11 protein-coding genes are annotated in these 12,578 nt (G+C 72.0%); 6 read left to right on the plus strand and 5 right to left on the minus strand.

The features are described 5' to 3' along the window. Positions 1–55 precede the first annotated feature (55 nt). Positions 56–844: a hypothetical protein gene (locus PSH03_RS23090; protein ID WP_238690391.1), complete on the minus strand. Its 789-nt coding sequence runs from the start codon at positions 842–844 to the stop codon at positions 56–58. Between the two features lie 260 nt (positions 845–1,104). On the opposite strand from PSH03_RS23090, the gene PSH03_RS23095 reads away from it, so the two are divergent. Beyond that, complete coding sequence (locus PSH03_RS23095) at positions 1,105–2,370, plus strand: aspartate kinase (protein WP_238690392.1); 1,266 nt, start codon at positions 1,105–1,107, stop codon at positions 2,368–2,370. Positions 2,371–2,375: 5 nt separating this feature from the next. Further along, complete coding sequence (locus PSH03_RS23100; protein WP_210780757.1) at positions 2,376–3,437, plus strand: aspartate-semialdehyde dehydrogenase; 1,062 nt, start codon at positions 2,376–2,378, stop codon at positions 3,435–3,437. A 136-nt stretch (positions 3,438–3,573) separates the two neighbouring features. On the opposite strand, the gene PSH03_RS23105 is transcribed toward PSH03_RS23100, so the two are convergent. Continuing rightward, positions 3,574–4,983 carry a sensor domain-containing diguanylate cyclase gene (locus tag PSH03_RS23105; RefSeq protein ID WP_238690393.1) on the minus strand — a complete coding sequence of 470 codons (1,410 nt, stop codon included), beginning with the start codon at positions 4,981–4,983 and terminating at the stop codon, positions 3,574–3,576. A 198-nt stretch (positions 4,984–5,181) separates the two neighbouring features. On the opposite strand from PSH03_RS23105, the gene PSH03_RS23110 reads away from it, so the two are divergent. Then, complete coding sequence (locus tag PSH03_RS23110; RefSeq protein ID WP_210780759.1) at positions 5,182–5,961, plus strand: phosphodiesterase; 780 nt, start codon at positions 5,182–5,184, stop codon at positions 5,959–5,961. Positions 5,962–6,104: 143 nt separating this feature from the next. Next, positions 6,105–6,620 (plus strand): histone deacetylase, encoded by a 516-nt coding sequence (locus tag PSH03_RS23115; RefSeq protein WP_238690394.1) that lies wholly within the window; start codon positions 6,105–6,107, stop codon positions 6,618–6,620. 36 nt (positions 6,621–6,656) lie between these two features. Here the strand turns inward: PSH03_RS23115 and PSH03_RS23120 are convergent, their stop codons facing one another. Beyond that, positions 6,657–7,454 carry an alpha/beta fold hydrolase gene (locus tag PSH03_RS23120; protein WP_210780761.1) on the minus strand — a complete coding sequence of 266 codons (798 nt, stop codon included), beginning with the start codon at positions 7,452–7,454 and terminating at the stop codon, positions 6,657–6,659. A gap of 279 nt (positions 7,455–7,733) precedes the next feature. Here PSH03_RS23120 and PSH03_RS23125 point away from each other — a divergent pair, with 279 nt between their 5' ends. Continuing rightward, positions 7,734–9,440, plus strand: coding sequence for a bifunctional metallophosphatase/5'-nucleotidase (locus PSH03_RS23125; protein WP_238690395.1), 1,707 nt, complete (start codon positions 7,734–7,736; stop codon positions 9,438–9,440). Positions 9,441–9,735: 295 nt separating this feature from the next. Here PSH03_RS23125 and PSH03_RS23130 read toward each other — a convergent pair whose 3' ends face one another. Continuing rightward, positions 9,736–11,019: an MFS transporter gene (locus PSH03_RS23130; RefSeq protein WP_210780763.1), complete on the minus strand. Its 1,284-nt coding sequence runs from the start codon at positions 11,017–11,019 to the stop codon at positions 9,736–9,738. Between the two features lie 150 nt (positions 11,020–11,169). On the opposite strand from PSH03_RS23130, the gene PSH03_RS23135 reads away from it, so the two are divergent. Beyond that, positions 11,170–11,643 (plus strand): hypothetical protein, encoded by a 474-nt coding sequence (locus PSH03_RS23135; protein ID WP_210780764.1) that lies wholly within the window; start codon positions 11,170–11,172, stop codon positions 11,641–11,643. 68 nt (positions 11,644–11,711) lie between these two features. On the opposite strand, the gene PSH03_RS23140 is transcribed toward PSH03_RS23135, so the two are convergent. Beyond that, positions 11,712–12,536: a class I SAM-dependent methyltransferase gene (locus PSH03_RS23140; protein WP_238690396.1), complete on the minus strand. Its 825-nt coding sequence runs from the start codon at positions 12,534–12,536 to the stop codon at positions 11,712–11,714. Positions 12,537–12,578 lie beyond the last annotated feature (42 nt).

The raw sequence follows: 12,578 nt of genomic DNA on the forward strand, positions 1-12,578 counted from the left end.
CCCCTCAGGATGGGGTGGCTGAATGTGGGCAAGAGCACCCGTAACGGGACGAAGATCAGGGCGTTCCCGCGCCCGGGCTCTCCGACGGGTCCGGGGTCGGCGGCGCCGCGGTGTCGAGCGGCTCCCGGTCGATCACCACCGGGCCGGCCAGCTGCACGGTGGCCGGTGCCGGGCCGGGTGCAGCGGCCAGCCGCAGCGTTCCGGCCCCGGTCCGGACGCCGGTCGGCGTGCCGTCCTGGTCGTAGCAGTAGATGCCCACATCCAGCGGGGCGTTGAGCGACGCCGAGGTGGAATCCACCGAGTAGCAGGTGCCGGTGAGTCCCTCGGGCGCGTCGGCCGGGGCGACCGCCAACGGCGCGCGTCGGTCGGTGAGCACGTCCAGCCAGTCGGTGAGCAGGTGCTGGACCCGGGGGTCCGACCGGCGTGGGATCGCGTCGTCGCGATCACCCAGGCGTACGCAACTCGCCGACTCGGTGTGACCGGCCGACGGCAGGGCGCACTGGAACAGCCCGTCGGCAGTGCTGGCCATCGAGACGTCGGCTGCGCCACCCAGGGCGCCCCCCGGCACGTCCACCCGCCAGGTGCCGTCGTTCGCGCTGGTGAACACGATGGTGCGGTCCGGTTGACCCGCCTGGCTGTAGACGTACTGGGCCACCAGGTGACGGTCCTGAGCCGCCGCGGCAAGCGCGGCCAGCTCATCCCGTGCGGCCTCCACCTCGACCGGCCCCGGATCCACGGGCGGCGGAGTCGGAGGCTGCGCACTGGTGCAGGCGACCAGGAGGGCCGGCAGGGCGAGGGCGAGCGGCCCGAGCACACGGCCGGCCGAGCGGATGAGGACGGGCACCGGCCCATTCTGGTGGGTGCGGGCGGTCGGCGGGTGCCGGCCGCGTACCGGGCTCGTCCCGGCGTGTCGGGCGAGGCGTTCCGGCGTACCCGTCCGACCTGGTGGGACCGGTCTCGCCGGTCCCGGCCGGGCCGGATGGTGGGATCACCTGACCCGGCTTCGTTATCCGCCGGATACCCTCATGGGGTCTGACACGCGCCGCCGGCCCCGGTTCCGGCGGCGTCGGCACGCTCAGGGTCGCTGGGAGGGAGTGCACCGTCGTGGCACTCGTGGTGCAGAAGTACGGCGGGTCCTCCGTCGCCAACGCCGAGCGGATCAAGCGGGTGGCAGAGCGCATCGTCGCCGCCCGCAAGGCCGGCGACGACGTGGTGGTGGTGGTCTCCGCGATGGGCGACACCACCGACGAACTGCTCGACCTGGCCAACCAGGTCAGCCCGCTGCCGCCGGGCCGCGAGCTGGACATGCTGCTCACCGCCGGGGAGCGGATCTCCATGGCCCTGCTGGCCATGGCCATTCACAACCTGGGGTACGAAGCCCGCTCGTTCACCGGTTCGCAGGCCGGCGTGATCACCACCTCGGTGCACGGCCGCGCCCGGATCATCGACGTCACCCCCGGGCGGCTCAAGGGCGCGCTCGACGAGGGTTCCGTGGTCATCGTGGCCGGCTTCCAGGGCGTCTCGCAGGACACCAAGGACGTCACCACGCTGGGCCGCGGTGGTTCGGACACCACCGCCGTGGCGCTCGCCGCCGCCCTGCACGCCGACGTCTGCGAGATCTACACCGACGTCGACGGCATCTTCACCGCCGACCCGCGGATCGTGCCCAACGCCCGACACATCCAGCACATCACCTACGAGGAGATGTTGGAGCTTGCCGCGTGCGGCGCGAAGGTGCTGCACCTGCGTAGCGTGGAGTACGCCCGGCGGGCGGGGTTGCCGATCCACGTCCGTTCGTCATACTCGACCAACACCGGCACGATGGTCACCGGATCGATGGAGGACCTTTCCGTGGAGCAGGCACTGATCACCGGGGTCGCGCACGACCGCAGCGAGGCCAAGATCACGATCGTCGGGGTGCCCGACGAGCCGGGTGCCGCCGCGCGGATCTTCGACACCGTCGCCGGCGCCGAGATCAACATCGACATGATCGTGCAGAACGTCTCCACCGAGGGCACCGGCCGGACGGACATCTCGTTCACCCTGCCCAAGGCCGACGGCCCCACCGCGATGGCAGCGCTCAGCAAGATCCATGAGCCGGTCAAGTTCAAGGGCCTGCTCTACGACGACCACGTCGGCAAGGTCTCACTGATCGGCGCCGGCATGCGCTCGCACCCGGGGGTGGCGGCCGGCTTCTTCGCCGCGCTCGGCGCGGCCGGGGTCAACATCGAGATGATCTCCACCTCCGAGATCCGGGTCTCCGTGGTCTGCCGGGACACCGACCTCGACGCCGCCGTCCGCGCCATTCACGACGCGTTCGAGTTGGGCGGCGACACCGAAGCCGTGGTCTACGCGGGGACGGGTAGGTAGCGCCGATGACGGCGCTGCCCACCCTCGCCGTGGTCGGAGCGACAGGTGCCGTCGGCACCGTGATGTGTGAGCTGCTCACCGGGCGACGCAACGTCTGGGGTGAGATCCGGCTGCTCGCCTCCGAGCGCTCCGTCGGGCGCCGGGTGCGCTGCCGGGGCGAGGAGCTCGTCGTCCAGGCGCTGACCCCCGAGGCGTTCGACGGGGTCCAGGTGGCCATGTTCGACGTGCCCGACGAGGTCTCCGCCGAGTGGGCGCCGATCGCCGTCGCCCGCGGCGCGATCGCTGTCGACAACTCCGGCGCGTTCCGGATGGACCGCGACGTCCCGCTGGTCGTTCCGGAGATCAACCCCGAGCAGGTCCGCAACCGGCCCCGGGGCATCATCGCCAACGCCAACTGCACCACCCTCGCGATGATCGTCGCCGTCGCGCCGCTGCACAGCGAGTACGGCCTACGAGAGCTGGTGCTCGCCTCCTACCAGGCGGTCTCCGGAGCCGGTCAGTCCGGCGTCGACATCCTGCACGACCAGCTCACCAAGGTCGCCGGCGATCGGGCGCTCGGCTCGCGCACCGGCGACGTACGCCAGGCTGTCGGCGACGACCTGGGCCCGTTCCCGGCACCCATGGCGCTCAACGTGGTCCCCTGGGCCGGCTCCCCGGCGGACAGCGGCTGGTCATCGGAAGAGATGAAGATCCGCAACGAGTCGCGGAAGATCCTCGGCCTCCCCGACCTCAAGGTCTCCGCCACCTGCGTCCGCGTGCCGGTGGTCACCGCCCACTCGGTCGCCGTGCACGCGGTCTTCGCCACCGAGGTCGACGCCGAGGGCGCCCGTGAGGCGCTGCGCAACGCACCCGGGGTGATCCTGGTCGACGACCCCGCGGCCGGGGAGTTCCCGATGCCGATCGACGCCGTCGGCACCGACCCCTCCTGGGTCGGCCGGATCCGCCGCGCCCTGGACGACCCCCGCGCCCTCGACTTCTTCGTCACCGGCGACAACCTCCGAAAGGGCGCGGCCCTCAACACCGCCCAGATCGCCGAACTCCTGGCCAAAGAACTCCGCACCCCCTGACCCCGCACCGCGCTGCCCCCGTACCCCCCCGCTGCGGCGATCTTGCAGTTTCTGTGCCGGCATAAGGGGCTAGGACGACAAAACGACAACCGAAAGTGCAAGATCGGCGGGACGTGGGGACGTGGGGCGGGCGCGGTTACGCGGCGGAGAGTAGGACGCCGTCTCGGCCTTGGCGTTTTACCGCGTAGAGGGCCTGGTCGGCTCTCTTCAGGGTGCGGTCGGGGGTTTCGCCGGGGCGGGGTAGTGCGACGCCAACGCTGATCGTGCGGCCGATGCGCCGGGCCGCCTCGGTGAGCCGTTCGGCGATCCGGACCGCCTCCTCCGGGCGGCTCACCTCGATCACCGCGACGAACTCGTCGCCGCCGATCCGGTACAACTCGTCGCCGTGCCGAAGCGCCCCCTCCAGCGCCCGGGCCAACCCGACCAGCACCCGGTCGCCGGCCTGGTGGCCGTACGTGTCGTTCACGGTCTTGAAGCCGTCCACGTCGATCGCCAGCAGGGCCGTACGCCCGGGGGTGGCCGCAGCGATCCGTTGCCCGAACGGGCCGGTGTGCCGCAACCCGGTCAGCGGGTCGGAGCTGGCCTGCTCCCGCAGTCGGGCCAGCGTGCGCAGCCGGTCCACGCTCGTCCAGGCCTGCCCGGCGAGCAACTCCATCAGGCTGACAGTGGTCGGGTCCGGGCGCAGCGCGCGTTCGTCGGCGACCAGCAGCACCCCGGCGGCGTCCGTCGGCCCGACCGGCACGGCGACCAGCGTGCGGACCCCCGCCCGGGTCAACGGACGGTAGTCCTCGGTCGGGGGATGCCCGGCCTCGCCCAGCGTGTACCCGGCGCCGTACCGGTGCGCCCGCTCGACCATCCGGTCCAGGGCGGCCGGACCCGCTGCGGCCAGCTCGCCGCGGATCCGGGTCTCCAGGTCGCTCGGCGTCGCCGGGGACGGGCCGAGCTGGCCGCCGATCAGCAGTAGTGCGGTGGAGAGGGTGGAGACCTCCCGGGCGGCGCGGGCGGCCGCCCCCATCACCTCTCCCTCGGTCGGCGCGGAAGAGAGCGCGGCCGCGTGCCGGAGCAGCTTCTCGCTGCGGCTCTCCGCCGGTGGGCCACCGAGGGCGGCGATCCGCGCACCGAGCCCGTCGGCCAGCCGCTGCGCGGTCTCCCGCCACGGCTCCAGGTCGGTCGGCTCACTCCACTGCAGGTCGAGTACGCCGATCGCCCGGCCCGTCGGGTCCAGCACCGGTACGCACAGCTCGGCTGTCACATCCGGGCGCACCGGCAGGTAGTCCGGGTCGACGGTGACGTCCGGGACGACGGCGGGAGCGCCGGTCGCGTACACCCGGCCGACGATGCCGGTCCGCGCCGGCACGGTGGCGAAGACCTGCCAGGCCCCGGTCGCGGCGACGCAGCGCAGGCGGTCGTGGACCGCGAGCAGCACGGAGATGGTCGCCGGGGTGTGGCGGGACAGCGCGGTGACCGTCCACCGACACGCCTCCGGCGTGCTGGACGCCATCGGCAGGCGGACGGTGACGTCACGGATGACTCGCTGATGATCCACTCGCACGTCGTTCCAGGTAGGGGAGGGGCCCGGCCGACGCCGAACCGCTCGATCAAGCGTACTCACGGTGGCGGGGACCGGTCGGGCTTCGTACACACGTGCTATCCACAGGCTGTGGACGCAGCCTGTGGACGCATGCCCCCGGGACGCCGCGCCTGCCGATAGCGTGAAGCCTCCCGGCGCCGAGGAGGCGAGCCCATGCTCATCGCCCAGCTCAGTGACCCGCACCTGACCACCGGCCTGCTCGCCGCCGAACCGGCCGCCGGGTTGCACCGTGCGCTCGGCCGGGTGCTGGCGTTGCGACCCCGACCGGACTGCGTGGTGATCAGCGGCGACCTGACCGACCACGGCCAGCCCGACGAGTACGCGGCGCTGCGCGAGGTGATCGGCCGCTTCCCGCTGCCGGTGCACCTGACCACCGGCAACCATGACGACCGGGAGTCCCTGCTCGACGCGTTCGGCGGCACACCGTGGCTCGGCGGCGGCTTCTCGGCCTACTACCACGTCGACCACGAGGCGGCGTCCGTCGTGGTGCTCGACTCGCTCGTCCCCGGCAGCGACGGCGGCCAACTCGGCGAGGAACAGCTCGGCTGGCTCGACGGGGTGCTGGCCGGGCGGCCCGAGGTGCCCGCCGTGATCTTCCTGCACCATCCGCCGGTCGCGGTCGGCATCCCCGTCGCGGACTCCATCCGGCTGGCCGACGGTGACGCGCTCGCCGAGGTGATCGGCCGGCACCGGCACGTGGTGCGGGTCGGCGCCGGCCACCTGCACCGCCCGGTCACCTCGGCGTACGCGGGCACTGTCCTCACCGTGGCGCCCAGCACGTGGAAGCAGAGCACGCTCACCATGAGCGCCGACGAGCAGATCGGTTGGGTCAACGAGCCCACCGCCTTCCTGCTGCACTCGGTCGAGGCCGGCGGCTGTGTGACCCACACCGTGCAGGTGAGCCACTCCGCCGGGCAGACCTGCGGCTTCTGAGGGTCGTCGTGCTGGCCTGGTACGTCTCGTACGGATCGAACATGCACGCCGCCCGGCTGGGCTGGTACATCGCTGGCGGCTGCCCACCCGGCGGGAAGCGGACATACCCGGGTTGCCGCGACCGGCGTCCACCCAGCCGATCGATGCCCGTGTCGCTGCCCGGCGGCATCTACTTCGCCGGCGAGTCCGGTGCCTGGACCGGCGGCATGGCCTTCTACGACCCGCACCTGCCGGGCGAGGCCGCGGCCCGCGCCTACCTGGTCACCCTGGAGCAGTTCACCGACATCGCGGCGCAGGAGATGTACCGCCCGCCGGGCGACACGACCGAGCTGATCCCGGCGACCGGCGCGGCCATCGACGCCGCCGTCACCAACGGACGGGCCACGCTCGGCCCGGGGCGGTACGAGACGCTGATCTGCCCGGGCAGCCGCGACGGTGTTCCGATGCTCACCTTCACCGCCCCGGAGGGGGCGTCAGCCGTGCCGTGCCGACCTCCCGCGCCGGTCTACCTCGGCATGATCGCCCGAGGGCTGCGCGAGTCGCACGGCTGGCCCGCCGAGCGGATCGCCACCTACCTGGCGGCCCGGCCCGGCGTGGCGGGCACCTGGCCACCGGACGCCGTCGCCGCCCTGGTCGACAGGGCGCTGGCCGACGGCTGACCCACCGGCTCGCAACCCCGTCGGCCGCTGGTGCGGTCAACCGAGCAGGAACTCGCGCAGCGCGGGGGCCAGCGTCGTCGGCGGCACGTCGTGGTAACCGCCGTCGAGGCTCACGGAGCGTCCGCCCGGCACGGCCTCGGCCGCCGCCCGACTCGCGTCCCGCAACCACTGTGGACTGCCGGTGCTGTCCACCGCGAGCGTGGGCGCGGTGATGGCCGCCAGCCGCTCGACGGGGAGGCGCCCTCCGGCGGTGACGATCGAGTCGTACACCAGGGTGTGCGCGACCGCCGTCAGCCCACCCCACATCGGTTGCGACCGCATCCCGGTGATCTGCTCGGCCGGCAGCCCCACCGAGGCGCTGAGGAAGGTCTCCACCGCGCCGTCCCGGTCGTCGGCGGCGATCAGCTCGATGAGCTGCGGGGTGATGTCCTTGCGGACGCCCACGTGCGGGCCGACCTGGAACGGTGGCTCGAACATGACCAACTTGGTGACCGGCAGACCCTGTGCGGTGGCGAGGGCGGACAGGACAGCCCCGGAGGAGATGCCGTAGACGGCGGCGGAACCACCCGCCGCCGCGATCAGGGCGGCCAGGTCGTCGATCTCGCGGCCGATCTCGTACGGCGCGGTGTCGCCGCTGTAGCCCCGACCGCGACGGTCATAGCTGAAGGTGGTGAAATCCGGCGCCAGTGCCGCACCCAGGTCGCGGGTCGCGTTGCGATCGCTGAACGCGCCGCCGACGAGGACGACCGCCGGCCCGGCACCGGACCGCTCGAACGCGATGGGTGTGCCGTCGACCGACCGCACCTGCTCCGCCACGGGTGTCGTTCCGCTCACGATGCCGCCCCCATTCCTCGTAGGCTGTCCCGTCCTTTCTAGACCCTGGGTCCGACGTTGTCCGGCGGACCGCGTTAAACGATGATCGATAGCGGCCTCGGCGTACGCGCTGCTCCGATGCGCTGCCCGGGTCGACCGGTGGGCGTCCGGATGAGAGGCTGTCGGGGCGGGGGCCATGCTCAACCACCGTCATCCGCGACCCCTTCGACGGCGTCCGTCGGCGGCCCCGGTCGACCCAGAGGCCGGGCACCGTACGCGCCGATTCTCACAAGGAGATCCATGTTCATACCCGGGATGCGTCGGGCCGCTGTTGCCCTGACCGCGCTCGCGGTGGCCGCTTTCGGCGCGGTCGCCACCAGCCCTGAGCAAGCCGACGCGCGGCCGAAGCCGGTCGACGTCACCCTGCTCGCCCTCAACGACTTCCACGGCAACCTCGAACCGCCGAGCGGGTCCAGCGGCACCATCGCCGGGCAGACCGCGGGTGGCGTCGAGTTCCTGGCCACCCACCTTGCCGAGCTGCGCGCCGCAGCCAAGAAGAAGAACACCATCACCGTCGCCGCCGGTGACCTGATCGGTGCGTCCCCGCTGCTCTCGGCCGCGTTCCACGACGAGCCGACCATCGAGGCGCTGAGCATGGCCGGGCTGGACTACGCCAGCGTCGGCAACCACGAGTTCGACGAAGGCGCCGCCGAGCTGCTGCGAATCCAGAACGGCGGCTGCCACCCGGTGGACGGCTGCATCGACGGCACCCCGTACCGCGGGGCCGGCTTCCAGTACCTGTCCGCGAACGCCTTCAAGACCGCGACCGGCACGCCGCTGATGGCGCCGTACGCGATCCACAAGGTGGAGGGCGTCAAGGTCGGCTTCATCGGCATGACCCTGGAAGGCACCCCCCAGATCGTCAGCCAGCAGGGCGTCGCCGGCCTCAGCTTCGCCGACGAGGCGGACACCGCCAACCGGTACGCGCGCGAGCTGCGCCGCAAGGGCGTACAGGCGATCGTCGTCCTGCTGCACGAGGGTGGCACCCAGGCCGCGACCGGCGGGATCAACGACTGCGTCGGCATGAACGGCCCCATCGTGGACATCACCAACCGGATGGACCCGTCGATCGACGTGGTGGTCAGCGGGCACACCCACCAGGCGTACAACTGCGACATCAACGGCAAGCTGGTCACCAGCGCCAGCTCGTTCGGTCGCCTGGTCACCGACATCGACCTGAAGATCGATCGCCGGAGCGGGGACGTGATCTCCGCCGCCGCGAACAATGTCGTGGTCACCCGCGACGTCGCCAAGGACCCGAGGCAGACCGCGCTGATCAACCGGTACAAGACCGTGCTCGGCCCGGTCGCCGGACGCCAGGTCGGCGTGACCAACGAGGCGATCACCCGGAGCCAGGAAACCCTATTCGGTACGAGCCTGGGCGAATCGCCACTGGGCAACCTGATCGCCGACGCGCAGCTCGCCGCCACCGACGACGAACAGAACGCCGTCGCCGCCCTCATGAACCCGGGCGGGGTCCGGGCCGACCTCGACGCCGGCCCGGTCACCTACGAGGAGGCGTTCACGGTCCAGCCGTTCGCCAACAACCTGGTGACACTGGACCTCACCGGCGCGCAGCTCTACTGCGTCCTGGAGCAGCAGTTCGTCACCGGCCGGACGCTCTACCCGTCGGCCTCAGTGGGCTACGTCGTCGACCCGAACGGCACCACCGGTACGGTCGCCGACCCGTGCGCCGGCACCCGCGTGGTCAGGGGCAGCCTCAGCCTCGGCGGCACCACCGTCGACACCGCCGCCACCTACCGGGTGACGGTGAACAACTTCCTGGCCGGCGGAGGCGACGGCTTCAGCGCCCTCACCGGCGGCACGAACCTGGTCACCGGCCAGATCGACCTGGACGCCTTCGTCGACTACCTGACCGCCCAGTCGCCGGTCTCCGCACCGACGCTGGACCGGATCCGCACCACCGCCGAGGTCCCCGCCGCCTGACGGCCGACCCCCGCGACATCGGGCCCCGGAGCACCAGCTCCGGGGCCCGACCCGTCCCAGACCCCGCCTGCTCGCGCCGCGCCTGCCCGCTCGCGCCCCTCCGGGCAAGATCAATGGCGAGGCCAATGAGGAAGATCCGCGCAACTTCCCCCATGTTGCTGGCTCCCGCGTGCCCGAGGCACCAACTTCCGGGAAGTTGCTCGGATCTTGGTGCGGGGTGCGGGGTGCGGGGTGGCGTGCTTGGTGAGGCGCCGGATGCGTGCAAGTCGCGGGCGGTGCGGCGGGGTCCTCGAGGTCAGGCGGGGGCGGGCGTGGGGGTGGGAGATGCCGGGGTGGTCGTCGCGAGGCCGTCCTGCTCCGTGGTGAGCAGCCGGCGCAGGGACAGCGCGACCAGCGAGGCGACCAGGCAGCCGCCGACCACCGTCGCCACCCAGACCATGCCGTTGGCGGCGCCGATGAGTGGGCCGGCGGTCACCGGGCCGATCACACCGCTGATTCCGAAGATCATCGAACTCATCGCGTTGTACCGGCCGCGCAGTTCGTCAGTGGCCAGCGCGTTGGTCAGTGCGGGCATCACCGGGGACAGCATCGTCTCGCCGAAACCGAAGATCGCCGAGCAGAGCACCACGCACAGGGCGGCCAGCACGGCGTTCTCAGCTTTGACCAGGCCGGCCGCGCCGAGGACCAGCCAGGCGGCGGCAAACACCGCTCCCACCACCGCCAACGCCCGGGTGCGGCTGCGCCCCTCGATCCGGCGGATCACCAGCAGTTGCGCGAGCACGATCATCACGGTGTTGGCAGCTAGTGCCCATGCCACGACCCGGGGGTTCACCTCGGCCACCCGCACCGCGTACGCGGCGAAGCCCACCTCCACCTGCGCGTAGCCGCAGGTGGTGAGGATCAGCCCGAAGATCACCAGCCGCCGGAACGGGCGGTCGCGGAGCACCGTCAGGTAGCCACCGGGCGACGGCTCGTCGACGCCTCGACGTTTGCCGAGTCGGTGGCCCACGCCGGGCAGGGTGAGCAGGATCAGCGCCGGCATCAGGTAGGTCACCGCGTCCAGCAGGTAGATCGCCTGGAAGGTGCCGGGCCGGGCGGTGTCGACGATCGCGCCGGAGGTCATGCCACCGATGCCGATGCCGAGGTTGAGCAGGGCGAAGTTCAACCCGAAGACGCGTTGCCGCTCATCGTCGTCGGTCAGCGACGCGAGGATGGTGTTCTGCCCGGACCAGATCGCCGAGCTGCCGATGGCGACCACCGTCATCACCAGCAGGGCCGAGCCCGTCGAGTGGACCAGCGCCAACGAGCCGGTGCCGATCGCCTCGATCAGCAGGCAGGGCACCACCACCCGGCGGGCGCCGATTCGGTCGATCAGCGTCCCGCCCAGCGGCGACAGGGCCAGGGTGACCACGCCGTACCAGCCGATGACGAGCCCGGCGCGGGTGTCGGTGAGCCCGCGTACGTCGGTCAGGTAGATGAACAGGAACGGCAGGGTCAGACCCCGCCCGATCGCCGACAGCAGTGTGCCGAGGAGGATCCGGCGAGCTTCCGAACGGCGGGGCAGGGCACGACGCAGCATGCCGGCATTGTGTTCGGTGGGTCTGACGCAGCGCGAACCGTTTTGGCCACGCCTCACGGTCACCGGGACCGACTGGTGACCAATCCCACGTTGATCCACTCGCTCTGATCGCGGTCGGTCGGTGTCCGCCGGGTCTGCGATGCTGGCGCGATGACCGGCACCTGGCGACATCTGCCCGCTACCGCCCGCGCCATCGCGTTGACCGCAACGACGGCCGTCGCCGCCGCCCAGGCACGCGACGGTCAGGCGTACGACGAGGCGGTCGGCGGTCTCGCCGCGGACGAGCGTTCCGGCCTGGTGCTCGGCGCGGTGGTCCGGTTGCTGCTGGAGGAGAGCCATCCGGACGGGTTGACCGGCGACGACATCCGCCAGGTGTTGACCCACTGCGTGCAGGAGTCGACTCGGTGGCGAACGGATGTCGACCCGCACGTGGTGCTCGTCCTGCTGGCCGGCGCGTTGGGTGTGTACGACCCCGACGGCGACGAGTCACCGCCGGACGCGTCGGTGCTGGCCCGACACGCTCCGCTGCTGGTGGCCGACCTGTTGGCGGCGACCGGCGTGCCGTTGGACGACTACCTTGCCGCCGCGTTCGCGGAGATCGAGCGCACCGAGCGGCAGGACTGAGGTCGCGCGCACCGAGCGGCAGGACTGACCGGCCCGCGCCACCTCGAACGGGGTGGCGCGGACGGGCGTCAGGCCGGGTCGGGGGTCCGCCGCGCCACGACCTCCAGGTACTCCGCCGGGATGCGGACCGTGGCGTCGGTGGCACGGTTGTGGGTGCGGGCCAGCTCCACCAGATCGGCGTGCAGGGCCGGGCGTCGCTCCTCGAGCAGCGCCTCGAACGCCTTCAACGTCGGCCCGTAGTTGACCCGGAAGAAGTCGGCGAACTCCTCCGGTGTGCCGAAGCGGAAGACGAACTCCCGGCGTACCGCCCGCAGTTCACCCACGGCCGCGCCGAGCAGTTCGCGGACCCGGTCCTCGTCGCCCCACTCGACCGGCGGGCGTAACCCCGCCGGTGGTGGCACATGCCGCCCCACAGTGCGGAACAGGTCGCCGATGAAGCCCTGCGGCGTCCACGACGCCAGCGCCACAGTGCCGCCGGGCCGGCAGACCCGGACCAGCTCGGCCGCCGCCCGCTCCTGGTCCGGCGCGAACATCACCCCGACGACGGAGAGGACCGCGTCGAAGGACCCGTCGGCGTACGCCAGTCGTTCCGCGTCGCCGGTCACGAACGTGACCGGGAGTCGTTCCGCGGCGGCGCGGGCCTGGCCGCGTTCCAACAGTTCGGGTACGTAGTCGACGCCGGTCACGACGCACCCGCAGCGGGCTGCGGCGATGGCGGCGTTGCCGGACCCGGTCGCCACGTCGAGTACGCGGGCGCCGGCCGACAGGTCGGCGGCGGTCACCAGAAGCTCGGAGATCGGGTGGATGAGCGCGGCGACCGCGCCGTAGTCACCGCTGGCCCATGTCACCTGCTGGCGTGCCTTCACGGCGATGAGATCGGGTGCGATGGTCATCGGTGGTCTCCCTCGGACAGTGTGGTGTGCCACTGACGCTAG

It is taken from the genome of Micromonospora salmantinae (assembly GCF_022230905.1).
GTDB classification, from domain to species: domain Bacteria; phylum Actinomycetota; class Actinomycetes; order Mycobacteriales; family Micromonosporaceae; genus Micromonospora; species Micromonospora salmantinae.

Excerpts from the sequence above, each read along its gene's own strand:
- PSH03_RS23100 (WP_210780757.1), top strand. The coding sequence starts at position 2,376 with ATGACGGCGCTGCCCACCCTCGCCGTGGTCGGAGCGACAGGTGCCGTC.
- PSH03_RS23110 (WP_210780759.1), top strand. The coding sequence starts at position 5,182 with ATGCTCATCGCCCAGCTCAGTGACCCGCACCTGACCACCGGCCTGCTC.
- PSH03_RS23115 (WP_238690394.1), top strand. The coding sequence starts at position 6,105 with ATGCCCGTGTCGCTGCCCGGCGGCATCTACTTCGCCGGCGAGTCCGGT.
- PSH03_RS23125 (WP_238690395.1), top strand. The coding sequence starts at position 7,734 with ATGTTCATACCCGGGATGCGTCGGGCCGCTGTTGCCCTGACCGCGCTC.
- PSH03_RS23130 (WP_210780763.1), bottom strand. The coding sequence starts at position 11,019 with ATGCTGCGTCGTGCCCTGCCCCGCCGTTCGGAAGCTCGCCGGATCCTC.
- PSH03_RS23135 (WP_210780764.1), top strand. The coding sequence starts at position 11,170 with ATGACCGGCACCTGGCGACATCTGCCCGCTACCGCCCGCGCCATCGCG.
- PSH03_RS23140 (WP_238690396.1), bottom strand. The coding sequence starts at position 12,536 with ATGACCATCGCACCCGATCTCATCGCCGTGAAGGCACGCCAGCAGGTG.